26 protein-coding genes are annotated in these 24,569 nt (G+C 66.5%); 17 read left to right on the forward strand and 9 right to left on the reverse strand.

Going from position 1 to position 24,569, the window contains the following annotated elements; translation table 11 throughout:
- Positions 1–36: 36 nt before the first annotated feature.
- Complete coding sequence (locus P7B02_RS14000; RefSeq protein ID WP_277786955.1) at positions 37–2,193, reverse strand: polysaccharide lyase 6 family protein; 2,157 nt, start codon at positions 2,191–2,193, stop codon at positions 37–39.
- Positions 2,194–2,589: 396 nt separating this feature from the next.
- Here P7B02_RS14000 and P7B02_RS14005 point away from each other — a divergent pair, with 396 nt between their 5' ends.
- Positions 2,590–3,339, forward strand: coding sequence for a FadR/GntR family transcriptional regulator (locus P7B02_RS14005; RefSeq protein ID WP_277786956.1), 750 nt, complete (start codon positions 2,590–2,592; stop codon positions 3,337–3,339).
- Between the two features lie 94 nt (positions 3,340–3,433).
- Here P7B02_RS14005 and P7B02_RS14010 read toward each other — a convergent pair whose 3' ends face one another.
- From P7B02_RS14010 to P7B02_RS14025, 4 genes are all read right to left on the reverse strand, one after another.
- The gene (locus P7B02_RS14010; RefSeq protein ID WP_277786957.1) at positions 3,434–6,454 is read right to left on the reverse strand and encodes a TonB-dependent receptor; all 3,021 of its coding nucleotides are present in this window, start codon (positions 6,452–6,454) and stop codon (positions 3,434–3,436) included.
- 234 nt (positions 6,455–6,688) lie between these two features.
- Positions 6,689–6,889, reverse strand: a complete 201-nt coding sequence (locus tag P7B02_RS14015) for a hypothetical protein (RefSeq protein WP_277786958.1) — start codon at positions 6,887–6,889, stop codon at positions 6,689–6,691.
- A 110-nt stretch (positions 6,890–6,999) separates the two neighbouring features.
- On the reverse strand, positions 7,000–7,197 hold the full coding sequence (locus P7B02_RS14020; RefSeq protein ID WP_277786959.1) for a hypothetical protein: 198 nt from the start codon (positions 7,195–7,197) through the stop codon (positions 7,000–7,002).
- A gap of 78 nt (positions 7,198–7,275) precedes the next feature.
- Positions 7,276–8,037 (reverse strand): competence/damage-inducible protein A, encoded by a 762-nt coding sequence (locus P7B02_RS14025; protein WP_277786960.1) that lies wholly within the window; start codon positions 8,035–8,037, stop codon positions 7,276–7,278.
- A gap of 50 nt (positions 8,038–8,087) precedes the next feature.
- On the opposite strand from P7B02_RS14025, the gene sfsA reads away from it, so the two are divergent.
- The 5 genes from sfsA (at position 8,088) to P7B02_RS14050 (ending at position 11,789) form a co-directional block, all read left to right on the forward strand.
- The gene (gene sfsA, locus P7B02_RS14030; protein ID WP_277786961.1) at positions 8,088–8,792 is read left to right on the forward strand and encodes a DNA/RNA nuclease SfsA; all 705 of its coding nucleotides are present in this window, start codon (positions 8,088–8,090) and stop codon (positions 8,790–8,792) included.
- Positions 8,789–9,118, forward strand: a complete 330-nt coding sequence (locus tag P7B02_RS14035; protein ID WP_277786962.1) for a YnfA family protein — start codon at positions 8,789–8,791, stop codon at positions 9,116–9,118. Before sfsA ends, P7B02_RS14035 begins: the two co-directional genes overlap by 4 nt.
- Positions 9,119–9,239: 121 nt before the next feature.
- On the forward strand, positions 9,240–10,067 hold the full coding sequence (gene map, locus P7B02_RS14040) for a type I methionyl aminopeptidase (protein ID WP_277786963.1): 828 nt from the start codon (positions 9,240–9,242) through the stop codon (positions 10,065–10,067).
- A 77-nt stretch (positions 10,068–10,144) separates the two neighbouring features.
- The gene (gene radC / locus P7B02_RS14045; RefSeq protein WP_277786964.1) at positions 10,145–10,855 is read left to right on the forward strand and encodes a RadC family protein; all 711 of its coding nucleotides are present in this window, start codon (positions 10,145–10,147) and stop codon (positions 10,853–10,855) included.
- Positions 10,856–10,943: 88 nt separating this feature from the next.
- Positions 10,944–11,789, forward strand: coding sequence for a DUF3313 domain-containing protein (locus tag P7B02_RS14050; protein ID WP_277786965.1), 846 nt, complete (start codon positions 10,944–10,946; stop codon positions 11,787–11,789).
- On the opposite strand, the gene msrQ is transcribed toward P7B02_RS14050, so the two are convergent.
- A complete protein-coding gene (gene msrQ, locus P7B02_RS14055; protein ID WP_277786966.1) occupies positions 11,767–12,369 on the reverse strand; it encodes a protein-methionine-sulfoxide reductase heme-binding subunit MsrQ in 603 nt (200 codons plus the stop codon). The genes P7B02_RS14050 and msrQ overlap by 23 nt on opposite strands.
- Positions 12,369–13,289, reverse strand: coding sequence for a protein-methionine-sulfoxide reductase catalytic subunit MsrP (gene msrP / locus P7B02_RS14060; protein WP_277786967.1), 921 nt, complete (start codon positions 13,287–13,289; stop codon positions 12,369–12,371). The genes msrQ and msrP overlap by 1 nt, the downstream gene beginning before the upstream one ends.
- A gap of 220 nt (positions 13,290–13,509) precedes the next feature.
- On the opposite strand from msrP, the gene P7B02_RS14065 reads away from it, so the two are divergent.
- Genes P7B02_RS14065 through P7B02_RS14085 form a run of 5 tightly spaced genes read left to right on the forward strand, consistent with a single transcriptional unit; the run spans position 13,510 to position 19,223 of the window.
- The gene (locus P7B02_RS14065) at positions 13,510–14,874 is read left to right on the forward strand and encodes a spinster family MFS transporter (RefSeq protein ID WP_277786968.1); all 1,365 of its coding nucleotides are present in this window, start codon (positions 13,510–13,512) and stop codon (positions 14,872–14,874) included.
- A 29-nt stretch (positions 14,875–14,903) separates the two neighbouring features.
- Positions 14,904–16,331 (forward strand): spinster family MFS transporter, encoded by a 1,428-nt coding sequence (locus P7B02_RS14070; RefSeq protein WP_277786969.1) that lies wholly within the window; start codon positions 14,904–14,906, stop codon positions 16,329–16,331.
- 58 nt (positions 16,332–16,389) lie between these two features.
- A complete protein-coding gene (locus P7B02_RS14075) occupies positions 16,390–17,133 on the forward strand; it encodes a 2OG-Fe(II) oxygenase (RefSeq protein WP_277786970.1) in 744 nt (247 codons plus the stop codon).
- Positions 17,134–17,173: 40 nt separating this feature from the next.
- On the forward strand, positions 17,174–18,481 hold the full coding sequence (gene purB / locus P7B02_RS14080) for an adenylosuccinate lyase (protein ID WP_277786971.1): 1,308 nt from the start codon (positions 17,174–17,176) through the stop codon (positions 18,479–18,481).
- Positions 18,482–18,485: 4 nt separating this feature from the next.
- A complete protein-coding gene (locus P7B02_RS14085; protein ID WP_277786972.1) occupies positions 18,486–19,223 on the forward strand; it encodes a 2OG-Fe(II) oxygenase in 738 nt (245 codons plus the stop codon).
- A 73-nt stretch (positions 19,224–19,296) separates the two neighbouring features.
- On the opposite strand, the gene P7B02_RS14090 is transcribed toward P7B02_RS14085, so the two are convergent.
- On the reverse strand, positions 19,297–19,611 hold the full coding sequence (locus tag P7B02_RS14090) for a DUF1476 domain-containing protein (RefSeq protein WP_277786973.1): 315 nt from the start codon (positions 19,609–19,611) through the stop codon (positions 19,297–19,299).
- A 230-nt stretch (positions 19,612–19,841) separates the two neighbouring features.
- Here P7B02_RS14090 and purC point away from each other — a divergent pair, with 230 nt between their 5' ends.
- The 6 genes from purC (at position 19,842) to purQ (ending at position 24,229) form a co-directional block, all read left to right on the forward strand.
- Positions 19,842–20,600, forward strand: a complete 759-nt coding sequence (gene purC, locus P7B02_RS14095; RefSeq protein ID WP_277786974.1) for a phosphoribosylaminoimidazolesuccinocarboxamide synthase — start codon at positions 19,842–19,844, stop codon at positions 20,598–20,600.
- 21 nt (positions 20,601–20,621) lie between these two features.
- The gene (gene purS, locus P7B02_RS14100) at positions 20,622–20,855 is read left to right on the forward strand and encodes a phosphoribosylformylglycinamidine synthase subunit PurS (RefSeq protein ID WP_277786975.1); all 234 of its coding nucleotides are present in this window, start codon (positions 20,622–20,624) and stop codon (positions 20,853–20,855) included.
- 134 nt (positions 20,856–20,989) lie between these two features.
- Complete coding sequence (locus P7B02_RS14105; protein WP_277786976.1) at positions 20,990–21,478, forward strand: DUF3291 domain-containing protein; 489 nt, start codon at positions 20,990–20,992, stop codon at positions 21,476–21,478.
- 100 nt (positions 21,479–21,578) lie between these two features.
- Positions 21,579–22,103 carry a hypothetical protein gene (locus P7B02_RS14110; RefSeq protein ID WP_277786977.1) on the forward strand — a complete coding sequence of 175 codons (525 nt, stop codon included), beginning with the start codon at positions 21,579–21,581 and terminating at the stop codon, positions 22,101–22,103.
- A gap of 104 nt (positions 22,104–22,207) precedes the next feature.
- Positions 22,208–23,524 carry an aminotransferase class V-fold PLP-dependent enzyme gene (locus P7B02_RS14115; protein ID WP_277786978.1) on the forward strand — a complete coding sequence of 439 codons (1,317 nt, stop codon included), beginning with the start codon at positions 22,208–22,210 and terminating at the stop codon, positions 23,522–23,524.
- 42 nt (positions 23,525–23,566) lie between these two features.
- Positions 23,567–24,229, forward strand: coding sequence for a phosphoribosylformylglycinamidine synthase subunit PurQ (purQ, locus tag P7B02_RS14120; protein ID WP_277786979.1), 663 nt, complete (start codon positions 23,567–23,569; stop codon positions 24,227–24,229).
- A 78-nt stretch (positions 24,230–24,307) separates the two neighbouring features.
- Here purQ and P7B02_RS14125 read toward each other — a convergent pair whose 3' ends face one another.
- Positions 24,308–24,511: a hypothetical protein gene (locus tag P7B02_RS14125; RefSeq protein ID WP_277786980.1), complete on the reverse strand. Its 204-nt coding sequence runs from the start codon at positions 24,509–24,511 to the stop codon at positions 24,308–24,310.
- Positions 24,512–24,569 lie beyond the last annotated feature (58 nt).

A 24,569-nucleotide genomic window follows, 5' to 3' on the forward strand; every position in this document is an offset into this window, starting at 1 on the left:
ACAGGGCCGCGACGGCGGCGATGAGGAGGGGACGGTTCAGGGCGCGACCTCCAGCGGCTTCACATTGGTGATCAGGTCTGGCGTGCCTTCGAGACGGTTGCCGCTCCAGATGAAGACCGGGTCGCCCACGCGCCGGAAGAAGTTCGGCGCGCCGCTGTCGACGAAGCGGTTGCCGCGGATCTGCGCGCGCTGGACGCCGTAGAGCTTGAAGGCGCCGTCGTCGGCGCGGCCGCTGCGCTCGAAGGTCGAACCGGTCAGGATCAGGCGCGGACCAAAAGTGCTTTCGTCCGTGCCGCCACGATAAAGATCGAGCACTGGCCCGGTCACATCACGGAAGGTGCTGTCGATCACCTCCACCACCTCGGCGTTATAGGCGCCAAGGTCGGCGGTTTCAGTATGGGCCGCGATGACCGAGCCGGTGGCCTTGTCGACCGTCACACGCTCCAGGCGGATGCGGTCGGCCAGGCTGCCCGGCCCGGCGGCGAAGACGTTGAAGCTGCGGTTGACCGTCAGGTCCTCGAACGCGCTGTCCTCGACGATCAGCTGATAGCCGGCCGCGCCCTGCCCTGCCCGCAACACGGCCGCGCCGGCCACATCGGGGGCCAAGGCGCCGGAGATGGTCACGCGCGACAGGCGCAGAGCCGCCCCGCCGCCGATCTCGAACAGGCTGGGACGGGAGAACTGTATCTCGGCGCGGCCCTTTACGGGCCCCTGGACAGTCACGGCGCGGTTCAGGCTGACGATCTGGTTGACGATGTAGACGCCGGGCTGAAGCATGATGCGGTCGCCAGCAGCCGCCTGGGCGATCGCGCGTGTCAGCGTGTCCTCGCCTGGCGCCGCCGCGTGAACCGCGCCGCTGTCGAGAGCGACGACGGCCTTTTTCTTGGGATACCAGCTCACCCCCGTCTGCTCACGGCCGACGAAGGTCATATCGGCGCCGACGCCGAAGCCTTTGAGCCCCTTGGGAAGAAGCAGCTCGCCCGGGCCGCGCGCCAGCGTGACCTTTCGGCCCAGAACGCCGGACTGTGTCGCTTTGGGCGACTGGATGTTGCGCAGGAAGGTGACGCCGCTCATGTCGCCTTGCGCGCGGACCGGGTCGCGGCCGTCACGGTTGACGATGAGGTTGCCGACGAAGCGGCTGTTCACAGGGGCGGCGGAACGCTCGGCATCCATGCCGGCGCCGAAGGACATCTCGCGTACATCAATGAAGCTGTTGTTCTCGATCACCGCGCCGTCCACCTGGACATAGCGATGCAGGGGCGAGTTGGGCACGCCGTACATGATGGTCAGGGCGCTGCCGAAGTTCGATCCGGCCAGGCCTTCCATGTAGTTGTTCCGGATCGTGTTGCGCCGGTTGATCACCCGCACGCCGCCGGTGTTGGGCAGGCCGTTGCCGATGAAGACGTTGTTCTCGACCAGGTTGTCGTCGCCGTGCCGCAGCACCAGGGCGCCCTGGGATTCGAAGAAGACGTTGCCGCGATAGACGTTGCCGCCCGATTTGTTCGAGACGATCTCGACCTCGCCGCTGCACTGTTCGAACCAGTTGTTCTCGACCGTGGTGAACGAGCTGGAGGCGGAGGCGTGGCTGGTGCCGACCCGGATCGTCTCACCGCCGTTGGAGCCCAGGACGGCGCGCCGGCCGAAATAGTTGTGATCGATGGCGTGGCGGTTCTCGAGCCCCTGCTCGGGATCGCGGATCACCACCAGGGTCGTGCCGGCGTTGGTCTTGCCGGTGAGCTGGTTGTGGTCGAAGCGGTTGTGATGACCGTACAGCGCCACCCAGTTGTCGGACTCGGCGCGGTCCGGCTTGGAGAAGCCGTCGATCACCACGCCGGTGACGCGGCTGTGGTTGGCGCGCTCGGTGCGGGACTTGCGGAAGGACAGCACCTCGCCTGTCGGCGAGAAGCCGTCACGGAACACCAGGTTCGACACCACGAGGTGCTCGCCGGCCATGCTCAGATTCGAACGCCCCGTGAGAATCACCTTCCCCGGCGTCTGGGCTGTCAGGGTGATGGGGCGGCCTGCGGCGCCGACGCCGGTGAAGACGGCCTGGAAGTCGCGCCACTCGCCATCGGCCAGGGTCAGGGTGTCGCCGGGCTGAACACGGGCCAGGGCGGACGTGAACTCTGCAGGCGTACGCACCAGGGCTGATTCAGCGAAGGCTGGCGCGACGCCGGCCGCTGCGACGATCATTGCGATGAGAGGCGCTCTCAGACCCTGCGTCGACATCGTTCCTCCCGCGGCGGATCTTCGCGATCTCTGGATCCTGACGCTATGAAGTCGGGCGCAACCCGTCAACCGGATTTGCATACCAGTACATCCAGTTTGCCTGACAAATATCCATACCACTTTGCGGCATATTTGGTTGACACGGGGTGCGGGGCGGGACTTGGCTCTCGGCTGTGAGCATGTCGCCATCGACCGCGGGTCGGAACCAGAGCGCCCATATCGACAAGCACGGCATGGCGCGCGTTGGGCGGTTGGGTTTCAGTCCGCCGCTACCAGCCGTTGCATCCCAGCTTGGCGGAGGCTTGCCCGGAGTGGTCCGTAAGGGTGTATTGATCAGCCAAAGAGGTCTACGAGTCGCCGATGTCAGAACAGCGCCTTTACCAGTCGGTCGCCAAACAAATCCGCGATGCGATAGAGGCGGGGGAATTTCCCGTCGGCGGCCGCCTGCCGGGCGAACGTGAGCTCGCCGAACGCTTCAATGTCAGCCGGGTGACCATCCGCGAGGCGGAAATCGCCCTGGAGGCGCTGGGCTGGATCTCCATCAAGACCGGCTCGGGCGTCTACGTTCTGTCGCGCGACGCGCACGCGGCCGGCCGCCTGCCCGACGTCACCGCCTTTGACCTGACCGCGGCGCGCGCGGTGTTCGAGGCGGAGGCCGCCGCCCTGGCGGCCGCCAACATCGACGACGACGCCCTGGCCGAGCTGGATGCCCTGATCTGCCAGATGTCCGACCCCTCGGCCACCGACGCGGAGGCCAGCGTCGCCGACCAGAAGTTTCACGAGGCCATCGCCCGCATCGCCGGCAATCCGGTCGTGGAGTACTGCATCAAGTTGATCTGGCGGATGCGCAACGAGCTGCCGAAGGTGAAGCAGGTCTATCAGAGCGTCTGCCACCATGACTGGGATTCCAGGACGAACGAGCACGCCGCGATCCTGTCGGCGCTTCGCAACCGCGATCCTCAGGCCTCCCGGGCCGCCATGCGCGACCACTTCCATCGCCTGTTCGAGGCCATGATGGCCGCCGAGGAGGCCGAAGCCCTGGCCGAGGTTCGTCGTCGGATGCAGCACGACCGCGACCGCTTCATGGCGACGCTCTCAGCCCAGGCCTGAGCGGCCGGCGGCCGCTTCAACTCAAGGCTACTGAACGCAAAAAGGGGACGCCGGCGTCAGCGGGCGTCCCCAGGTTTGCGCAGGGCAGTTCAGGTCAGAAGCGGACGCTGATCCCGCCAACGATCCGACGGTCGGTCAGGCCATTGTAGCAAAGCAGCGCATCGTCATTGATGCAGTACTCGTTGGCGTCCTCACGGGTGAGGTTGATCCCCTCAAGGCCGATCGTGGCCCAAGGCGTGATGTCGTAGTTGACGCTGGCGTTGAGCTGCCCGCGATCGTCGCTCACGCGCGGCACATCGAAGGCCGAGGTGAAAGCTTCGGTGTTGATGAAGTCCGACCGCCACGTGTAGCGCATCCGGGCGCTGAGGCCGCCGCGCTCGTAGAACAGGGTGGCGTTGTAGGCGTACTTCGACAGGTTCTCCAGCTCGACGCGGTCCTGCGGCAGCGGGTTGAAGCCCAGGTCACGGGTGGTGTTACGGGTCAGGCCGATGGTCCGGTAGCTATCCACGTTTCCGCCGGTCTTCTGGTACGTGAAGTTGCCGATCACGCCGAAGCCGGAGAACCAGCCGAACCGGCCCAACCGGTCCTCCCATTGGGACAGGTCATACTGGAAGGCCGCCTCGATGCCCGTCTGGGTCGTCTCGCCGTCCACGTTGAAGGTCGAGGTCAGCGGCACGCAGATGCCGGTCTGGCCCCGGGCCGGGTGGTTCACGTTGATGACCGCGATCGGATTGTAGATGCCGCCGCCCGGGCAGGCCTGGTCGCGGCTGCGGTTCACCACGCCGCCGACGGCGTTGTCCGGCGGGCTCTCGGTGACGCTGGCGAACAGGTTGTCGCGGATCTTGTGGAACACACCGAGGCTGATCAAGCTCGACGGCGCGAAGTAGTATTCCGCCGACAGATCGAACGACAGGACCGTCTCCGGCTCCAGGTTCGGGTTGCCGCGGTTGACCGCCGTGTTCTCGCTGGTCGCGAAGGTCACCGAGGACGACAGGGTGTTGAAGTCCGGACGGCGGATGTCACGCGCGATACCGCCGCGGATGATGACGTCCTCGCGCGGTTCAGCGACCACGTTGAAGCGCGGCAGCCAGAACTTGTAGGAGGTCTCGTTCTCCGAGCGCGCCGAAGTCCCGCCCGTGGCGACGGTGTTGCCCACCGACTTGAGGTCCGTGGTGACATAGCGCACGCCCGCGTTGCCCCGCACGGGCATGCCGACGACCTCGGTGTCGAAGTTGGCCTGGAAGTAGGCGGTGCTGGTCTTCTCGGTGATCTCGAAGAAGGCGCTGGCCTGCGAGGTCGGCTCGCCGATCAGGGGAATGCTGGCGCCGTTGGCGGCGTTGCTGGCCGTGATCGCCGCGTTGATCGCGGCCAGGGTGCCCGTGGGATCGCCGAAGGCCTTCGCGCCGTCGATGATCATGAAGTCCTTGAAGTACAGACGACGGTCGTCGGCGCCGTTGAAGTTGCTCGGCCCGGCGATCATCAGGTTGGCGAACCGGTCGCCGCTCGGACGGAAGAACGACGAGGTGACGTTGGTGAAGTTCGTCGTGCCCGTCACGTTGTCATTGAGCGCGCTGGTCTCATTCCAGCGAAGGCCCGCATCGAAGGACGTGATGAAGGGCAAGGAGCCGACCGTGTCGTAGGAGACGTCGAGGCGAAGCGCCTTTTCCTCGTTCTCACGGATGCTGCGCCCCTGGGCCACCTGCTGCAGGCGGTAGTTGGCCGGATCGAGCAGGTGAGCCGAGGTGGGGGTCGTGGCCTGGTTCTGGGCGATGCCGAACTGCAAGGTGTCGCCGCGCAGGTCGAACTCGATCGGCACGCCGTTGGCCAGGGAGACGCCGGCCACCGGGCGCGGCGACATGGGGTTCACGAACTCCAGCGTGGTGTTGAAGCTGGGCAGGACGGAGTCGGAGGTCGACAGAGCCGCCTGGGCCTCGACCTTCAGGCGGTCGCCCTTCCATTCGCCGCCGAAGGAGAACACGCGGCTTTCCGTCAGGCGCGAACCGGTGTCGCTGGTCGTACGCAGATAGGGCGCGAGGTTGCCGGTCGTGTTGGGCAGGATGACGCCGGCCAGAGCAGCCTGGACCGAACCGAGATCGACGACGCCGTTCGGCCCCTGGACCTTGCCCAGATTGACGGTCTCGAACGCGGTGTTGGTGGTCCGGTCGACGACGCCGTTGTCGGAGACGGTGGAAATCTGGACCGTGGAGCTCTGCTCGGCGCGCTTTTGATCGTTCAAGGTCGCATCGAAATAGAGCTTTAGGTTGTCGGTCGGCTTCCATTCCGCCGAACCCGAGAAGTTCTTCGTCTCGTATTCGAAGTTGTCCAGGTCCTGGTTGAAGAACTGGATCCGTAGGAACGGGAAGGCTTGAGCGCTCGTCCGACCAGACGTCGGGGTGACCACGGCGTCGCGGTCGACGCGCGGACGGAAGGCGACCACGTCCTGTTCGGCGTAGCTGAAGCTGCCGACCAGGCCGAACTGGCCCAGATCGGTGTCCCAGCGCTTGCCGACCGTGCCCGAGTAGCGCGGCGTCGTGGTCTTCGACAGGTCGCTGTTCTCGGCCTGCGCCCTGAAGGCGATCAGCGGCTCGGACAGATCGAGCGGACGGATGGTGCGCAGGTTGATGGTGCCGCCGACCGAGCCTTCGATCGTCTTGGCTTCCGGCACCTTGATGACCTGCACGGAGCTGATCATCGAGGCGGCGAGGTCGTCGAAGCTGATGCCCGAACGGCCCGAACCCGAGCCCACGGTGGAGACGCCGTTGATCTCGACGCGATTGGCGTCGGTCCCGCGGATCTGGACGCCGCGGCCGACGCCCGCCTCGCGGGTGATCTGGATGCCGGTGACGTTCTCCAGCACCTCGGCGAGGTTCTGGTCCGGCAGCTTGCCGATGTCCTCGGCCTGGATGACTTCGACAAGGTTGTCGGCCTCGCGCTTTTGCACGAGGGCGCTTTGCAGCGAAGCCCGGATGCCGGTGACGACGACTTCTTCGATCTCGTCGACGCCGGCGTCGGGCGTCTGAGCCAGCGCGGGGCTCGCCAGCATCATGGCCGTCCCCGCCATGAGCACCGTCGTCAAACGTCTGCTGGAGCCGTCTTGAGCCCCATCGGTCCGCATCCTCAGCAACATCGCCTCCCGCATGTCTTTTTGTTGCGGGGACGCTGGATTGGCAAGGCACTTCTGTCAACCCATTTCCATACCTTTGCCCGATGAAAACTCACACCAATTGGTCAACCAATTTTGAAACGCCCTTTATACCGGTTGCGCGACGAGGCATTCCGCCAGAGCCTTCAAGCGGAATGAACTGACCTTGCTCGGGATGTGAAATGCGCGTGGCGCGCGGCCCCGGCCCTAGGCGGTCCCGGCCCCTCCGGGCTGGGTGAGACGCACGCGCTCGTCGAACTTGACCATGGCTTCGGCCTGGGTGGCGAACGCCCAGTCCACGGGCGTGCGCTGGGCGTCCTTGACAACGAAGCGCTCGCCCTCGACGCCCGGCAGGCTGACCGCCCAGACTTCGACGCCGTTGGCGTAGGCGATGACGGACCGGCTCATCTGGCGCTCCCTTTTGGTATGAAGGGCAAACCGCTTTCGAGAGCGCCTGTTCCGCAAAACAGAAAGGCCGGGCGAAAGCCCGGCCTTCCAGTATTGTTTTTAGGCTGGCCTCAGCAGGCCGGACCGCCCATGCCGCCCTGGCCGGCGCGGCCGCCGGCGTCGTTGTCGCCGAACAGGGTGTCGCTCAGCGGCTTATCCTTGTTGGTCTTGGCGCAGAGCTTCTCGGCATGGCTGCGGTCGCCCCCGAACAGCGGCTTGCGCGGCTCGAACGAACGGTCTTCGGTCTTGTCGTCAAACGGGCGGGTCATCGGGGACCTCCTTCTTCCTCCCCAGAACGGGTTACCTAAGGAAATCCTCGAATCACGCTGGCGGTTCCGCTTTTGTGATCAGGCCTCCACGGCCCAAACTTTCGCGGCGCCGGCGGCCTTGAGAGCCTCGATCAGCTCATCGACCGCCTGATCGACCTGCGCGGCGTCGCGGCCGCGCACCACCAGATTGGCGCCATAGCCGTCCGGCGGCGTGAAGAACGGATAGCTGCCCATGGACAGGTCGGGATGCGCCTTGGCCACCGCCTCCAGCGGCGCGGCGATCAGGCCTTCGCCCGAACCATCGACCCGCACGGTGCGGGAGATCACCACCGCCCCGGTGCGCAGGCGCGGGCCCACATCGTCCAGCATGCCGCGCATGATCGCCGGCACCCCGGCCAGGACGAAGACATTGCCGATCTGGAAGCCGGGCGGTCCCTGGACCGGGTTTTTCACCAGGGTTCCGCCTTCAGGCACATGGGCCATGCGGCGGCGGGCGGCGTTCACCTCGCCCCAGCGCGCCTCCAGCATGGCCATGATCTCGGGGTGCTCATGCACAGGCAGACCGAACGCCTTGCCGACGCTGTCGGCGGTGATGTCGTCATGGGTCGGGCCGATGCCGCCGGTGGTGATCACATAGTCGTAGCGCGTGCGCAGGGCGTTCACGGCGTCGACGATGTCCTGCTCCACGTCCGAGACGACCCGCGCCTCGCACAGATCGACGCCATAGGTGGCCAGGTATTTGGCGATGGCGTTGAGGTTCACATCCTGGGTCCGGCCCGACAGGATTTCGTCGCCGATGATCAGGACCGCCGCGGTCACCCGTTCAGCGCTGGTGGTCATCGCCCGTCTTCCCTAAATGTCGCGCTCGTTTCCCCGGACTTAGACCCCGCATGCTCCTGCCGCAACCGATGGCGCACGGCCGCCTTGTCCAACGCTACAAGCGCTTCTTCGCCGATGTGGTTCTCGACGACGGCACGGCGATCACCGCCCACTGTCCCAACCCCGGCGCCATGCTGGGCCTGAAGGACGAGGGGCTGGGCGCGTGGATCTCCTATGATCCGAACCCGAAGCGAAAGCTGCCCTGGACGCTGCAGCTTCTGGAGGTCGACGGCGGACTGGTGGGGATCAACACCCTGCTGCCCAACCGCCTGGTGGCGGAGGCGCTGGCCGCCGACGCCATCCCCGAGCTGTCCGGCTACGCCACCATCAGGCCCGAGGTGCGCTACAGCGAGGCCAGCCGCGTGGACTTCCTGCTGGAGCATCCCGATCGGCCGCCCTGCTGGCTGGAGGTGAAGAACTGCCACCTCATGCGCGAGCCGGGGCTGGCGGAGTTTCCCGATTGCGTGGCGGCCCGATCCACCAAGCACCTGCGCGACCTGGCCGGTCGGACGGCTCTGGGCGACCGGGCCGTGGTGCTGTGGGTGGTTCAGCGCACCGACTGCGAGCGGTTCAGGACCTGCGAGGACCTGGACCCCGCCTTCTCCGCCGCCCTGGCCGAGGTCACCCAGACCGGGGTTGAGGTCCTGATCTACGCCTGCGACATCTCACAGGAGGCGATCACGCTTCGCCGTCCGCTGGAGTGGCTGGGCCGATGACCTTTCTCGTCTCTGCGGGCGCGGCCCTGGCGGAGATCGCGGGCTGTTTCGCCTTCTGGGCCTGGCTGAGGACCGGCAAGTCGGCGCTGTGGGTGCTGCCGGGGCTCGCGTCGCTGGCGTTGTTCGCCTGGCTGCTGACCCTGGTGGAGAGCAGCGCGGCGGGGCGGGCCTACGCGGCCTATGGCGGCGTCTATATCTGCGCGTCGCTGCTGTGGCTGTGGCTGGTGGAGAAGACCCGGCCCGACATCTGGGACATGGCCGGGGCGGGCCTTTGCCTGGCCGGCGCCGCGATCATCCTGTTCGGACCACGCGCCGCAGCCGTCTGAGGCGGCGGACGTTGAACTTTTGTGGTAGATTACGACATAAGCCCTGAAGAGAGCCGCCCCTCACGCCATATCCCGTGGCGCGAAACGCCCTGACGGCGCGGCGGCCTGGAGTTTGAGAAGCATGGCGTCTGGCGAAGAGATCCTCGAGACCGAAGTCCGCGACGGGACCATCAAGATCCACAAGCCCGAGGATTTCGAAGGCATGCGCAAGGCCGGCCGTCTGGCCGCCGAGTGCCTCGACATGCTCGTGCCGCACGTGCAGCCGGGCGTCTCCAGCGAGCATCTCGACACCCTGGCTCGCGAGTTCATCCTGGACCACGGCGCCCTGCCCGCCTGCCTGTTTTACAAGGGCTACAGCCACACGGTGTGCATCTCGCGCAACCACGTGGTCTGCCACGGCATCCCCGGCGACTGGACCCTGCGTGAAGGCGACATCGCCAATATCGACGTGACCGTCATCGTCGACGGCTGGCACGGCGACCACTCGCGCATGTACGGCGTCGGCAAGGTGCCGACCCGCGCGCGCCGTCTGGTGGAGATCACCTATGAAGCCCTGGCCCGCGGCCTGGCCGTGATCAAGCCGGGCGCGACCCTGGGCGACGTCGGCCACGCGATCCAGACCTACGCCGAGGCGCAGCGCTGTTCGATGGTGCAGGACTTCTGCGGCCACGGCCTGGGCCGCGTATTCCACGACGAGCCGAACGTGCTGCACGTGGGCCGTCCGGGCACGGGTCCGGAGCTGAAGCCGGGCATGTTCTTCACCGTCGAGCCGATGGTGAACCTGGGCAAGCCGCACGTGAAGGTGCTGTCGGACGGCTGGACCGCGGTCACCCGCGACAAGTCTCTGTCGGCCCAGTGCGAGCACTCGATCGGCGTGACCGAGACGGGGATCGAGATCTTCACCGCCTCCCCCGCCGGCCTGTTCCAGCCGCCGATCCAGGGCGAGTAAGACACAGGCGCGCGAAGCGCTTTCCAACCCATCGGGAAAGTTTATCATACCCGTGATACGCGAAAGCGGGAGCGGGCGTGGACGACGTTTCGGAGAGCGCCAGGAACGGCGGCTTTGCGGACCTGAACCAGGGTCATCGCGAACGCTTGCGGGAGCGTGTGCGTCTGGGCGGCTTCGCCGGCCTGCCTGACTACGAACTTCTGGAGCTTCACCTCTTCCGCACCTTCCCGCGCGGGGACGTGAAGCCCAAGGCCAAGGCGCTGCTGGCGCGGTTCGGCTCTCTCGGCGGCGTGCTCGGCGCCTCCATCGATGAGCTGAAGACGGTGGCGGGCATCGGCGCCAGCGCGGCCCTGGATCTGAAGCTTGTCCACGAATCCGCCCTGCGCATCGGCCGCGAGAGCATCGCCAAGCGGCCCGTCATCTCCTCCTGGAGCGCCCTGCTCGGCTATGTGCGCATCGCCCTGGCCAACGAGGCGCGCGAACAGTTCCGCGTGCTGTTCCTGGACAAGAAGAACCAGCTGATCGCCGACGAGCGGATGAACCAGGGCACGGTCGACCACGCGCCCGTCTATCCGCGCGAGGTCATGCGCCGGGCGCTGGAGCTGTCGGCCAGCGCCCTGATCCTGGTTCACAACCATCCATCCGGCGATCCGACACCCTCGGGGCAGGACATTGACATGACCCGACAGATCATCGATGCGGGACGGTCCTTGCGCATCTCGGTCCACGACCATCTGGTGGTTGGTCGTGAGGGCGTGGCCAGCTTCAAGGCCCTGGGACTGATCTAGAAAGATACCGCTGTCTTCAGAAAGACACTGAACCTGCGGAACATCCTATCGCGGCTGATGTTTAGCTGGCGAAACAAGGGCTGTTCCCATGCGCTGCTCCGCTATTCTTCTTCGATCCGCCGCCGTCACGGCCTTGCTGTTCAGCGTGGCCGCCTGCGCCAGCGCGCCCCTGAAGCCCGGCGGCAATCTCGCCTCCTACGACGGCCTGGCCGAGGCCGAGGGCCCGCGCACCAAGGCGCGCATCCGCTATGACGCCGCCGCCCTGGCCCAGGCCAAAACCGCCCGCATCGCACCCGCGTCCTTTTCCCCCGAAGTGGCCGCCGAGCTGACCGAGGAGCAAAAGGCCCTGGTGTCCGCCGCTCTGAACCGCACCCTGTGCGACCGGGTGGCCGAGCGCTATGACATCGTGCCGGACGGCGCGCGGGCGGACCTGACCGTCAACACGACGATCACGCACCTGGAGAAGACCGAGGGGGGTCTGGCCGGCGCCTCCATGGCCGCCTCTGCCCTGTCACCCATTCCGTTCACCCCCCGCCTGCCCGTGGGCATGGGCTCATTGGCCGGGGAGTCGGAAGTGAAGGACGCCTCGGGCCGTCAGGTGGCGGCGATGATGTGGGCGCGCGGCGCCGACGCCTTCACCACCAACCCTCGCCTGTCGAAGATCGGCGACGCCTATGAGCTGTCGGAGGCCTTCGGCCGCGACATGGGCCGTATGGTCGTCCGCCATTCCGACCCCTTCAAGTCCGCGCCGAAGCGGACCTGGGAAGAGCGCAAGGGCGATGATCCGCAGTGCGCTGTGTTCGGCGAGAAGCCCGGCCTGGCCGGCTTCATCGGCGAGCGCCTGGGCACGCCGCCGGGCTGGACCGACAAGGCCAATGATCCCAAGCCCGCCGCCAAGCCGCAGACCGTGGCTAGGACGGACGAAGGCTCCTGAGGCGCTCCACGACGCGCCAGCCCAGCAGGGCCAGGACGATCGCGCCGTAGACCAGCGGCGGCCGGTGGTCGGCCTTCACCAGCAGGTAGTAGTGGACCACGCCCAGCGGCACGATGGCGTAGATCAGCCAGTGCAGCCGACGCCACGCCTGCGGGCCGAGCCGCCGGATCATGCCGTTTGTGGACGTGACCGCCAGCGGGATCAGCAGCACGAAGCCCAGCATCCCCAGGGTGATGAACGGCCGCTTGAGGATGTCGCGCCAGACCGCCGCCAGATCGAAATACTGGTCGACGCCCACATAGGTCAGCAGATGCGCCGACACATAGGCGAAGGCGAACAGGCCGATGGTCCGGCGAAAGCGGATCAGGCGCGGCTGTCGGAAGATGCGCGCCGCCGGCGTGATCGCCAGGCCGACGATCAGCAGGCGCAGCCCCCAGACGCCGAGCTGCCGGATCAGTCGCTCGATCGGATTGGCGCCCAGTTCGCCTAGAGCGGCCTGGGCCGCCAGCCAGACAAAGGGCGCGAAGCAGGCCAGCCAGACCGCCCAATAGACGATCCGGTCGCGGGTCTTTCGGTCCATCAATAGAACTTCCGAAGGTCCATGCCGCGGTACATCGAGGCGACCTGATCGCCGTAACCGTTGAACAGCAAGGTCTCGCGACGCCGAAATTCCCCGATGCGCCGCTCATTGGCCTGTGACCAGCGCGGGTGGTCCACCGCCGGATTGACGTTGGAATAGAAGCCGTACTCGCGGGCGTTCAGCATCTGCCAGGTGGTCTTGGGCTGGGTTTCCTGCAGGCGGATCTTCACCACCGACTTGATGCTCTTGAACCCGTATTTCCAGGGAACGACCAGGCGGATCGGCGCGCCGTTCTGGTTCGGCAGGGTCTGGCCGTAAAGGCCGACCGCCATGATGGTCAGCGGATTGACCGCCTCGTCGATGCGCAGGCCCTCGCGGTATGGCCAATCGAGATAGGGGCTGCGCTGACCGATCATCTGGTCCGGCCGCATCAGCGTCTCGAACGAAACGAACTTGGCCTTCGAGGTCGGCTGCACCCGGCCGATCAGGGCGGCGAGCGGAAAGCCGATCCACGGGATGACCATGGACCAGCCCTCGACGCAGCGCAGGCGATAGATGCGCTCCTCCAGCGGGGCCGTCTTGAGGATGTCTTCGAGGGTATAGCGGCCCGGCTTGGCGCATTCGCCCTCGATCTGGATCGTCCAGGGACTGGTCTTCAGGCGGCCGGCGTTCTTGGCCGGATCGTCCTTGTCGACGCCGAACTCGTAGAAGTTGTTGTAGCCGGTGATGTCCTCGAGCTTCGTCCGTTTCTCGTCCGTGGACCACTTTGATGGCCTGAACGCGAGGGGGGCGGCAGCGGCCCCGCCAGCGAGGCCCAGGCCCGCAGCGAGCCCGGCGGCCATGAACTCGCGCCGGCGCAGATAAATCTCGTGAGGGGTGACGTCATTTTCGGTGAGGCCACGGCCGTTCCGGATCAGCATTTCGATCTCCGCTTCGACCTAGTTACGGGCCATCCGCGCCAAAGGTTACAGCCGTGCGCTGAAATTCGTCAGCCTCAGCACGATCAGAACACGACAACCTTGACCTAACTTGAGGGTCTCATCGCCACGCCTTGCCGCAAAGGGGGTGGCGCATCCGCTCGGCTTGGGGCTAGGGTGCGCACAACGATTAGAACAAGCGTTTTAAAGGGAGGAGTATGGAATGGCGGACTCCGTCGTCGGGGCCCCTGCCCCCGCCTCGAACCAGGCCGTCCCGTCGCCGCTCGGCGCCGTTTCGGCGGGTTATCGTCGCTACGCCCTCAGCCTTCTCCTGGTCATCTACACCTTAAATTTCCTGGACCGGCAGGTGATCAACATCCTGGCGGAGCCTATCAAGCGCGATCTTGGCCTGGCCGACTGGCAGCTGGGCATGATGACCGGCCTGGCCTTCGCCATCTTCTATACGATCCTGGGCATTCCGATCGCCCGGTATGCCGAGAAGGCCAACCGTCCGCTGATCATCGCGTCCTCCGTCGGGGCCTGGAGCCTCTTCACCATGGCGTGCGGCGCGGCGCAGAATTTCTGGCAACTGGTCCTGGCCCGCATCGGCGTCGGCATCGGCGAAGCCGGCTGCTCGCCGCCCGCCCACTCGCTGATCACCGACTATGTGCCCAAGGAGAAGCGAGCCTCGGCCATCGCCTTCTATTCCATCGGCACGCCGCTCGGCGCCCTGTTGGGCATGGCCATGGGCGGTCTGGTCGCCGACCACTACGGCTGGCGGGCCGCCTTCCTGGTCGCCGGCGCGCCCGGCGTGCTGATGGCGCTGGTGGCGGCCTTCACCCTGGTGGAGCCGCGCAAGAAGCTGACCGCCGACATCGCCGCCCGGGCGGCGGCGCAGATCAGCACCAAGGCGGCGCTCGCCGTGCTGATGGGCAAGAAGACCTTCTGGCTGGTGGCCTTCGCCGCCTCGATCAAGGCGTTCGTTGGCTATGGCCACGCGCCTTTCACCGCCTCGTTCTTCTTCCGCAACCACACCCAGGAGATCGCCGAGCTGGCGGCCGGGTTTGGCCTGAAGTCGGCGGGCTTTCTTGGCCTGGCCCTGGGCCTGATCGCCGGCACCGCCGGCGTCTTCGGCGCCTGGTTCGGCGGGGTGCTGGCGGACAAGCTGGGGGCCAGGGACCTGCGCGCTTATGTGGTGGTGCCGGCCATCGCCAGCCTGATCACCATTCCGGTCTATATCTTCGGGGTGCTGGTCGACAGCGCCGCCGCCGCCATCGTCATCCTGGCGGTGCCGGCCGTGCTGGGCACCTTGTGGTATGGCCCCGTCTACGCCACCGCCCAGAGCATCGTGGAGCCGCACATGCGTGCCACGGCCTCGGCGGTGCTGCTGTTCATCATCAACCTGGTGGGCCTGGGCCTCGGTCCCGTGGCGGTGGGCATCCTCAGCGACGTGCTGGCGGGCCCCTTCGGCATGGGCGAGGCCGAGGGCGTGCGCTGGGCGCTGATCATCTCGACCCTGTTCGGCCTGATCGCCTTCGTGCTGTTCTGGCAGGCGCGCAAGACCATCCGCGAAGAGATGGTCGGCTAGAACCAAAAATCATCAAGGGAGTGACGGGCTTGGCGAACGAGGCGACGACGCGGGGCCGCCCGCAGTATTCAAGCGGTTATCGCGGGACGGTCCTGGCGCTGCTGCTGCTGGTCTACACGGTCAACTTCATCGACCGGACGATCATCGGCACCATCGGGCAGGCCATCAAGACGGACCTGAACCTGTCCGACACGCAGCTGGGCCTGCTGCAGGGGTTCGCCTTCGCCATCCTCTACACCACGCTTGGCATTCCGATCGCCCGTCTGGCAGAGCGGAAGAACCGGGTGACGATCATCAGCGTCTGCCTGGTGATATGGTCGGGCTTCACCGCCCTTTGCGGCATGGCGCAGAATTTCCTGCAGTTGCTGCTGTTCCGGGTTGGGGTCGGGGTCGGCGAGGCCGGCTGCTCGCCGCCCGCCCATTCGCTGATCAGCGACTATTATCCCGCCCAGAAGCGCTCCTCGGCGCTGGCGATCTATTCCTTCGGCATCCCGCTGGGGACCATGTTCGGGGCCATGGCCGGCGGCTGGATCGCCGAGAACCTGTCCTGGCGCCTGGCCTTCGTCATCGTCGGCCTGCCCGGCGTGCTTCTGGCCCTCATCGTCAAGCTGGCGATCAAGGAGCCGCCGCGCGGATGGTCCGAACAAACGGTAGAGCCAGCGTCGCCCGAGGATGTGGCGGTGGATGCGACGCCGCCGCCGTCCATCGGCATGGTGGCCAAGCGACTTTTCACCAAGTGGTCGTTCATCAACATGACCATCGGGGTGACCATCGCGTCCTTCGCGGCCTATGGCGCGGGCGCCTTCGCGGTCCCCTATTTCCTGCGCAACTTCGGCCTCAGCTTCGCCCAGGCCGGCCTGATCTTCGGCGCCATCGGCGGCGTGTCGGCGGGGATCGGCACCTTGCTGGGCGGCTTCCTGACCGACTGGGCGGGCAAGCGCAGCGGCATGTGGTACGCGCTCGTGCCCGCCATCGGGCTTGCGATCTCCACCCCGCTCTATGTGGCCGGCTATTCGGCGGCGGCTTGGACCACCGCGGCGATGATCCTGATCGTGCCGGGCGTCTTCCATTACACCTACCTCGCACCGACCTTCGGCGTGATGCACAACCTGGTGGAGCCGCGCATGCGGGCGACCGCCACGGCCCTGCTGTTCTTCGTGCTGAACCTGATCGCCCTGGGCGGCGGGCCGGTGTTCACCGGCTGGATCATCGACCTGTTCAGCACCCAGCAGTTCGCCGCGTTGAACCTGGGCGACTTCAAGACCCTGTGCCCCGGCGGCAAGGCGGCGGAGGGTGCGGCAGCCGCCCTGGACGCGGCCTGCAAGGCCTCTGTCGCCAAGGGCACCCAGCATGGCCAGGTCACCACTGTCCTGCTCTACGCCTGGGCGGCGCTGCACTACGGACTTGGCGCCATCGGCCTGTCGAAGGACCTGAAGGCCGCGCGCGGCGAGGCGTGAACTTGACTCGGGGGCGCCCACGGCTGAAGTGGGCGCCCTTGAGTTTGGGGAGCCCACCATGGCCGATCTGAAGCCGCGCATGCGCGCAGACCTCGACCCCGCGCCCTATGCGGAAGCGTTTGAGCGCGACGGTTATGTCCAGATCGCCGACTTCCTGCCCGCCGACGTGGCCGAGGAGGCCGCTCAGATCCTGGAGACCAAGATCCAGTGGTCGATCATGGTCACCGACCCGAACGGCAAGACCCACATCATCGATCGTGCGCAGTACGAGCAGGTCGGCCAGCAGAAGATCAACGAGTACCTGCGGCAGATGACCCAGCGCGGAGCCGAGGGCTTCGCCTTCCTGCACATGACCTATTCGCTGCTGGACGAGTATCCGCGCGACCCGGGCCACCCCATCGCCCGCCTGACCGAGTTCATGAACAGCGAGGAGTTCCTGGATTTCGGCCGCAAGGTGATCGGCGCGCCGACGGTGAAGAGCAGCTCGATCATGGCGTCGCGCTACGGTCCCGGCGACTTCCTGACCGTGCATGACGACAGCCACACCAACGACACCCGCCGCGCGGCCATGACCCTGGGCTTCACCCGCCGCTGGCGGCCCGACTGGGGCGGCCAGCTGCTGTTCCACGACGCGGCTGGCGATGTGGAGCGGGGCCTGGCGCCCGGCTTCAACGTGCTGACGCTGTTCAAGGTGCCCAAGGCCCACTCGGTCGCCTATGTGGCGCCCTACGCCAAGGCGCCGCGCATCTCGGTCACCGGCTGGCTGCGGGATGACCCCTCGCTGGTGAACTTCCCGGCCTGACGGGGTTGACTCGCGGGCGCTCGCGGACGAAGCGGACGCCATGATCCCTCGTTATTCCCGCCCGCAAGCCGCCGACATCTGGTCTCCCCAGACGAAGTACCAGATCTGGTTCGAAATCGAGGCCCACGCGGCCGACGCCATGGCCGAACTGGGGACCATCCCCAAGGCCGCCGCCGAGGCCATCTGGGCCGGCGGAAAGGACGCCGTGTGGGACAGCGACCGCATCGACGAGATCGAGCGCACCACCAAGCATGACGTGATCGCCTTCCTGACCCACGTGTCTGAAGTGGTCGGTCCGGAAGCCCGCTTCCTGCACCAGGGCATGACCAGCTCGGACGTGCTGGACACCTGCTTCGCCGTGCAGCTTTCGCGCGCCACCGACCTTCTGCTGGAAGACGTGGACCTGGTCCTGGCCGCGCTGAAGCGCCGGGCCATGGAGCACAAGATGACCGTCTGCGTGGGCCGCAGCCACGGCATCCACGCCGAGCCCATCACCTTCGGCCTGAAGCTGGCCGGCTACTACGCCGAGTTCCAGCGCGCCAAGGAACGCCTGGCCATGGCCAAGTTCGAGATCGCCACCTGCGCGATCTCCGGCGCCGTGGGCACCTTCGCCAATGTCGATCCGCGCGTGGAGCAGCACGTGGCCGACAAGATGGGCCTGGCCGTCGAGCCGGTCTCGACCCAGGTGATCCCCCGTGACCGCCACGCCGCCTATTTCGCGGCCCTGGGCGTGGTCGCCTCGTCGGTCGAGCGCCTGGCCACCGAAATCCGCCATCTGCAGCGCACCGAGGTGCTGGAGGCCGAAGAGCCGTTCGACCCGGGCCAGAAGGGCTCGTCGGCCATGCCGCACAAGCGCAACCCGATCCTGACCGAGAACCTGACGGGCCTGGCCCGCCTGGTCCGCTCGGCGGTAACGCCGGCCATGGAGAACGTGGCCCTCTGGCATGAGCGCGACATCAGCCACTCGTCCGTCGAGCGCGGCATTGGTCCGGACGCCACCATCCACCTGGACTTCGCCCTGCGCCGCCTGGCCGGGGTGATCGAGCGCTTCAACATCTATCCGGACAACATGGCCAGGAACCTCGACAAGCTCGGGGGCCTGGTCTTCTCGCAGCGGGTCATGCTGGCCCTGACCCAGGAAGGCGTCAGCCGCGAAGACGCCTATGCGGCGGTCCAGGGCAACGCCATGAAGGTCTGGCGCGGCGAAGGCCGCTTCATCGACTTCCTCAAGGCCGATCCCGTGGTCTCGAAGGCCCTGTCCGACAGCGTCCTCGAGGAGCTGTTCGACTACGGCTACCACACCAAGAACGTCGACGTGATCTTCGACCGGGTGTTCGGGAAGCAATAGGCTCATGGCCGCCGCCTTTCGCCTCAACCCGGCTATCGACTGGCGGCCTTACGCCGAGACCTATGCCCGCGAGGGCGTGGTCCAGATTCCCGATATCCTCTCGCGGGAGACCGCCGAGGCGGTGGCGCAGATCCTGGAGCGGGGCACGCCCTGGCGGCTGGCCCTGTCCAACGCTCAGGGGACCGAGGAGGTGCTGGACCAGCCGACCCTCGCCCGCATGCCGCGCGAGACCCTGACCGCCAAGGTCCAGGAGACGGTGCGCCGGGCGACCGAGAACTTCGCCTACGTCTATCTGTGCTACCCGATGATCAGCGGGCTGCTGGACGGCAAGGAGCCCACCCTGCCCATCCATGACGTCACCGAATGGCTGAATTCTCGCGAGTTCCTCGATTTCGGCCAAAACGTCATCGGCCGCAGCGACATCACCAAGGCCGACGCCCAGGCCAGCTTCTATCGCCAGGGCGACTTCCTCTCCCTGCATGACGACACGGGCCAGGGGGAGCGGCGCGCCGCCTACACCCTGGGCTTCACGCGCCGCTGGCGGCCGGACTGGGGCGGCCAGTTGCTGTTCCACGACGCGGACGGCCAGATCGAGCGCGGCCTGACGCCCGGCTTCAATGTTCTCAGCATCTTCAAGGTCCCGCGCGCCCATTCGGTGGCGCCGGTGGCGGCCTATGCCGGCGCGCCCCGCCACTCGATCGTGGGCTGGCTGCGCAACGATCCGCCGTTCAAGTCGGCCTGAACGAGACGGACCGGACAGCAAAACGGCCGGCGCTGGATGCCGGCCGTTTCGATTCGCATGGGTGCGCTGGGCTTTACTCGCCGCGGATCTGCTCGCGTGCCACGGCCATCAGCTCGTCCATCTTCTGGCGGACCTCGCCTTCGGAAACCGCCAGGCCCGCGCCCTTCAGGTCCTCGAAAACCTTGCGCAGGACGTCTTCGTCGCCCGGCTGCTCGAAGTCGGACTTCACCACGGCCTTGGCGTATTCCTCGACGGTGGCCAGGCCCATAAGACCCGCGGCCCACTCGCCCAGCAGGCGGTTGCGGCGAGCACTGGCCTTGAACTCCTGTTCGGCGTCCAGGGCGAACTTGCGCTCAAAAGCCTGCTCGCGGTCGTCAAAGGTGGTCATGGGTATTCCGTAAAGCCTTGTTAAGGCGGCTCCATAGCCCGCGCCGGGGCGAGGAGCAATCGCAACCCTTGCTCCCATTTCGTCGCGGTTTGCGCCGGACGCGTCATTCGGGTAATTTCCGCGCCGAAAATCGACCTGAGCGGCCTTGAGTCGGAGCCGCGCGCGCAGCAATTCCCGCCGCGCGCGCTTTTTGTTTCCTCAAAGCGCCGCAAAACCCCCGTGGGGAAAAAATGACCACCCGCCGCAAGAAGATCTACGAAGGCAAGGCCAAGATTCTGTACGAGGGTCCCGAGCCGGGCACCCTGATCCAGTACTTCAAGGACGACGCCACCGCCTTCAACGCCCAGAAAAAGGCCATCCTCGAAGGCAAGGGCGTCATCAACAACCGCATCAGCGAATATGTGATGACGCGCCTGAACTCGATCGGTGTGCAAAACCACTTCATCCGCCGCCTGAACCTGCGCGAGCAGCTGATCAAGGAAGTCGAGATCATCCCGCTGGAGGTGGTGGTCCGCAACGTGGCGGCCGGCAGCCTGTCCACGCGCCTGGGCCTGGCCGAAGGCACCGCCCTGCCGCGCTCGATCATCGAATTCTACCTGAAGGACGACAAGCTGGGCGATCCGATGGTGGCCGAGGAGCACATCACGGCGTTCAACTGGGCCGCGACCCAGGAGATCGACGACATGATGGCCATGGCCCTGCGGGTGAACGACTACCTGTCGGGGATGTTCGGCGCGGTCGGCATCACCCTCGTGGACTTCAAGATCGAGTTCGGCCGCATCTATGAGGGCGACTTCAGCCGGGTGATCCTGGCCGACGAGATCAGCCCCGACAGCTGCCGCCTGTGGGACACCGCCACCAATGAAAAGCTGGACAAGGATCGCTTCCGCCGCGATCTGGGCAATGTCATCGAAAGCTACACCGAAGTCGCCCGTCGCCTCGGCATCATGAAAGAGATGCCCACGGTGATTCAGGGCGGCGTCCACTAAACGAAGATCGAAAGCGTACTCATGAAAGCCAAGGTCCACGTCTTCCTGAAGCCCGGCGTCCTGGACGTTCAGGGCAAGGCCGTCGAAGGCGCCCTGCACGGCCTGGGCTGGGCGGACGTCAAGAACGTGCGTGTCGGCAAGACCATCGAGTTTGACGTGGCCGACGGCGCCGACGCCGAGGCCGAGGTGAAGTCCATGTGCGAGAAGCTGCTCGCCAACACGGTCATCGAAAGCTACCGCATCGAACTGGCCTAAGGGCCCTGGGCGGCCCTCGCGGCCGCCCCACTCGCCTGCGCGCGCCCTTTTCAACGATATGGGCTTGCGACGAACGGCTCTTCCTTCCCGGTTTCGCCACACCATGTTCGATGGCGACGACGGAGGGGTATTCCATGACGACCAAGTACGAACTGGCCCAGGTCAATGTCGGCCGCCTGAAGGCGCCGCTCGACTCGCCGCTGATCAAGGACTTCGTCGACAACCTCGACCGCATCAACGCCCTGGCGGAGGCGTCGCCCGGCTTCATCTGGCGGCTGAAGGGCTATGGCGACAACGCCACTGACCTGTCCCCCTACGAAGATCCCCTGATCATTCCCAACATGTCGGTCTGGAAGGACGTCGCCCATCTGGGAGCGTTCGTCTATCGCAGCGGCCACGTGCAGATCATGCGCCGCCGGGCGGAATGGTTCGAGCACATGGAGAACTTCCAGGCCTTGTGGTGGGTCCCGGCCGGCCATCGCCCGACCGTCGAGGAAGCGAAGGCGAAGCTGGAGCTCATCGCCGAGAAGGGCCCGACCGCCGAGGCCTTCACCTTCTGGAGCCCTTTTCCCGCTCCGGACGCGGAAACCAGCGTCGAGCCGGTGCTTGATCGCTGCGCCTGACGTATCGGGCGGCTTCGACAACGCTTACAGCAACTTAATTTGCATAACATCGTTCTTCGCGGCAGTTGACCCCTTCATCCAATGACGTCACGGGGTCCACATGAACTGGGGTCTTTTCGCGCTCGCCGTCTCGGCGGCTCTCTTCGCCGGGTGGCTGGTTCTGGCGTTTCGCCGCCGCTGGTCGCCCGTCGGCCTGATCGCCTCCTTCGCCTGCCTGCTGGCGGCGGCGCTGAACTCCGCCGCGCCGTTCCGGGGCGCCGTCGACCCCGCTTACATGGGCTACGTCTTCGGCTATCTGACCGCTGAAAAGGGGTTGGCGGTCACCCTTCTGGCCGGCCCGGTCCTGCTGGGCGGCGTGGCCGCCGCCTATATCGCCGTGACCCGCCGTTCCGGTCCCCTGCTGTGGGTGGTCTCGGCCGTCTGCGGCGCGCTGGCGATCATCCTGGGCGGCCCCTGGCTGCGCACCGCCATCACCGACCCCGCCAGCAACAGCATCCAGTTCGGCGAGTACCTCACCGTGCCAGGGCTTCTGTCGACCGCGCTGCTGTTCGTGCTGCTGATCCTTCCGTTTGTCACGGGAGCCATCTGGGCGGCGCGCGGCGCTGTCCAGCCACGGGCCGCCTGAGCGCTCACAACCGCGCGACCGTGAAAGCTTGGCCGTGAACGCGGCCGGCTGACGCGCGTTTGCAGCCACGTCGGCGGCTGGCCGACGTTTGGGAGGCTGGTGCGATGAGCGTCGCGCGTCGGGATTTTCTGTTCGGGGCGGGTGTCGCCATGGCCGCGAGCGCGGCCGCGGCCCAGGAAGCGGTCACGCAAGCCCTTCCGGCGGCCGCCCCGTCGACGCCGGACTGGGGGGCCGTCCGCGGACAGTTCCAGACCGCGCCCGACCAGATCAACATGAGCGCCATGCTGATCGCCACGCACCCCAAGCCGGTGCGTGCGGCGATCGATCAGTTCCGCCGTGAACTGGACTGGCGGCCGGTCACCTATCTTGAGGACAACAACCGCCGCCTCCAGGGCTACAGCCGCGCGGCGGCGGGCCGGTACCTGGGCGTGGAAGGCAGGCAGATCGCCCTGACCGACAGCACCACCATGGGCGCGGCCCTTGTCTATTCGGGCCTGAAGCTGCGTCCCGGCGATGAGATTCTGACCACGCACCAGGACTACTACGTCACCCATGAGTCCCTGCGCCACGCCGCCGTGCGCAACGGGGCGCAGATCAAGCGCATCTCGCTCTACGACGACATCAACGCGGTGTCGGAAGCCCAGATGGTCGGGCGGCTTATGGGGGCGATCACCCCGCGCACGCGGGTCCTGGCCCTGACCTGGGTGCATTCCAGCACCGGTCTGAAAATCCCGGTGGCGGCGATCTCCAACGCCCTGAAGGCGGTGAACGCCGGCCGCCAGGAGCCTGACCAGATCATCCTGGTGCTCGATGGCGTCCATGGCTTCGGCAACCAGGACGCCGACATGAACACGCTGGGCTGCGACATCTTCGTGGCCGGCTGCCACAAGTGGCTGTTCGGTCCGCGCGGCACCGGCGTCATCGCCGCCAACGACAAGGGTTGGGCGGCGCTGCGTCCCACCATCCCCAGCTTCGTGGACAGCAGCGCCTGGGGCGCCTGGATCAACAACGGCCCCCTGCCCGACCAGACCAACGGCGTCCTGATGTCGCCCGGCGGCTTCAAGGCGTTCGAACACATCTGGGCGATCCCCGCGGCCGTCGATTTCCACGACAAGATCGGCAAGGCCAATGTCGCCAACCGGACCACCGAACTGGCTAGCCAACTGAAGGAGGGCCTGGCGGCCATGCCGCATGTGCGCCTGATCACGCCCCGTCAGCCCGGATTGTCGGCCGGCATCGTGTCTTTCGACGTCGCGGGGCAATCGGCGAACGAGACCGTCCACGCCCTGCGCCAGCGCCGCGTGATCGCCTCGGCGGCCCCTTACGCCGTGCAGCACGTGCGCCTGACGCCCAGCATCATGAACACGCCAGCGGACGTGGACGCCGTGCTGGCGGAGGTGCGGGGACTGAAAGCGGTCTAGATGTCCTGACAGGCGCGAAGAACGGTGCTAAACGCCCGCGCCATGAAAGCCGCCGTTGTCGTCTTCCCCGGATCCAACTGTGATCGCGACTGCAAGGTCGCCGTCGAACGCTCCACCGGCGCGCAGGTGGACATGGTCTGGCACAAGGATACGTCCCTGCCGGACGATCTGGACCTGATCGTCCTGCCCGGCGGGTTCTCCTACGGGGATTATCTGCGTTGCGGGGCCATGGCCGTGCAGAGCCCGGTGATGCGCGAAGTGATCGCCGCCGCCGACCGCGGCGTGGCTGTCGTTGGCATCTGCAACGGCTTCCAAATGCTGACCGAGGCGGGCCTCCTGCCTGGCGCCCTGCTGCGCAATGAGAAGCTGAAGTACATCTGCAAGCCGGTGGGCCTGGACATCGTCAACGCCCAGACGCGCTTCACCGCCGCCTTCCAGGGCCAGCGCGATGCGACCATGACCATCGGCAACGGTGAAGGAAACTACTTCGCCGACGAGGAGACCCTGGACCGCCTGGAGGGCGAGGGCCTGGTGGTCTTCAAGTACCAGGACAACCCCAATGGTTCGGCCCGCGACATCGCGGCTATCATGAACCCCAAGGGCAATGTGCTGGGCATCATGCCCCACCCGGACCGGGCCTTCGAGCCGGAGCTGGGCTCGGCGGATGGCGCGCTGCTCTTCCAAAGCGTGATGAACAGCGTCTGATCGCGGATCAGCGCGATCCAAAGAAAAGGGCCGGAGCATCCGCTCCGGCCCTTTCCTTTTGGAACATCTCAGACCGCATCAGCGGTTGGCGTCGTCGCCTTGGCTGGTCTTGCCGGGCTGGATCGCGCCTGTATCAAGGCCTTGGTTCAGGCCCTGTCCGGGCTGCTGCCCCTGCTGCCGCTCGCGCTCCCGGCCCTGCTGGTTCTGCTGGCCGGGATTGGACCGCTGCGGATCGTTCTGCTGCTGGTCGGGGCGACGATTCTGTTCGTTGTTGTTCTGCATCTTGGGTCTCCCTTTGATGAGCGCCCTCTCGACGGGCGCATAAGGCTAACGGACCCGA

The sequence above is a fragment of the Caulobacter segnis genome, assembly GCF_029543125.1.
Taxonomy (GTDB): Bacteria; Pseudomonadota; Alphaproteobacteria; order Caulobacterales; family Caulobacteraceae; genus Caulobacter; species Caulobacter segnis_D.

Bases quoted from the DNA above. Each gene is read 5' to 3' on its own strand.
- purS (WP_277786975.1), top strand. From the start codon at position 20,622: ATGAAAGCCAAGGTCCACGTCTTCCTGAAGCCCGGCGTCCTGGACGTT.
- P7B02_RS14090 (WP_277786973.1), bottom strand. From the start codon at position 19,611: ATGACCACCTTTGACGACCGCGAGCAGGCTTTTGAGCGCAAGTTCGCC.
- purQ (WP_277786979.1), top strand. From the start codon at position 23,567: ATGAAAGCCGCCGTTGTCGTCTTCCCCGGATCCAACTGTGATCGCGAC.
- msrQ (WP_277786966.1), bottom strand. From the start codon at position 12,369: ATGGACCGAAAGACCCGCGACCGGATCGTCTATTGGGCGGTCTGGCTG.
- P7B02_RS14015 (WP_277786958.1), bottom strand. From the start codon at position 6,889: ATGAGCCGGTCCGTCATCGCCTACGCCAACGGCGTCGAAGTCTGGGCG.
- P7B02_RS14020 (WP_277786959.1), bottom strand. From the start codon at position 7,197: ATGACCCGCCCGTTTGACGACAAGACCGAAGACCGTTCGTTCGAGCCG.
- sfsA (WP_277786961.1), top strand. From the start codon at position 8,088: ATGCTCCTGCCGCAACCGATGGCGCACGGCCGCCTTGTCCAACGCTAC.
- P7B02_RS14115 (WP_277786978.1), top strand. From the start codon at position 22,208: ATGAGCGTCGCGCGTCGGGATTTTCTGTTCGGGGCGGGTGTCGCCATG.
- purB (WP_277786971.1), top strand. From the start codon at position 17,174: ATGATCCCTCGTTATTCCCGCCCGCAAGCCGCCGACATCTGGTCTCCC.
- P7B02_RS14085 (WP_277786972.1), top strand. From the start codon at position 18,486: ATGGCCGCCGCCTTTCGCCTCAACCCGGCTATCGACTGGCGGCCTTAC.
- P7B02_RS14075 (WP_277786970.1), top strand. From the start codon at position 16,390: ATGGCCGATCTGAAGCCGCGCATGCGCGCAGACCTCGACCCCGCGCCC.
- P7B02_RS14105 (WP_277786976.1), top strand. From the start codon at position 20,990: ATGACGACCAAGTACGAACTGGCCCAGGTCAATGTCGGCCGCCTGAAG.
- msrP (WP_277786967.1), bottom strand. From the start codon at position 13,289: ATGCTGATCCGGAACGGCCGTGGCCTCACCGAAAATGACGTCACCCCT.
- P7B02_RS14000 (WP_277786955.1), bottom strand. From the start codon at position 2,193: ATGATCGTCGCAGCGGCCGGCGTCGCGCCAGCCTTCGCTGAATCAGCC.
- P7B02_RS14050 (WP_277786965.1), top strand. From the start codon at position 10,944: ATGCGCTGCTCCGCTATTCTTCTTCGATCCGCCGCCGTCACGGCCTTG.
- P7B02_RS14065 (WP_277786968.1), top strand. From the start codon at position 13,510: ATGGCGGACTCCGTCGTCGGGGCCCCTGCCCCCGCCTCGAACCAGGCC.
- P7B02_RS14005 (WP_277786956.1), top strand. From the start codon at position 2,590: ATGTCAGAACAGCGCCTTTACCAGTCGGTCGCCAAACAAATCCGCGAT.
- P7B02_RS14010 (WP_277786957.1), bottom strand. From the start codon at position 6,454: ATGCGGACCGATGGGGCTCAAGACGGCTCCAGCAGACGTTTGACGACG.
- purC (WP_277786974.1), top strand. From the start codon at position 19,842: ATGACCACCCGCCGCAAGAAGATCTACGAAGGCAAGGCCAAGATTCTG.
- P7B02_RS14035 (WP_277786962.1), top strand. From the start codon at position 8,789: ATGACCTTTCTCGTCTCTGCGGGCGCGGCCCTGGCGGAGATCGCGGGC.
- P7B02_RS14125 (WP_277786980.1), bottom strand. From the start codon at position 24,511: ATGCAGAACAACAACGAACAGAATCGTCGCCCCGACCAGCAGCAGAAC.
- P7B02_RS14110 (WP_277786977.1), top strand. From the start codon at position 21,579: ATGAACTGGGGTCTTTTCGCGCTCGCCGTCTCGGCGGCTCTCTTCGCC.
- map (WP_277786963.1), top strand. From the start codon at position 9,240: ATGGCGTCTGGCGAAGAGATCCTCGAGACCGAAGTCCGCGACGGGACC.
- P7B02_RS14025 (WP_277786960.1), bottom strand. From the start codon at position 8,037: ATGACCACCAGCGCTGAACGGGTGACCGCGGCGGTCCTGATCATCGGC.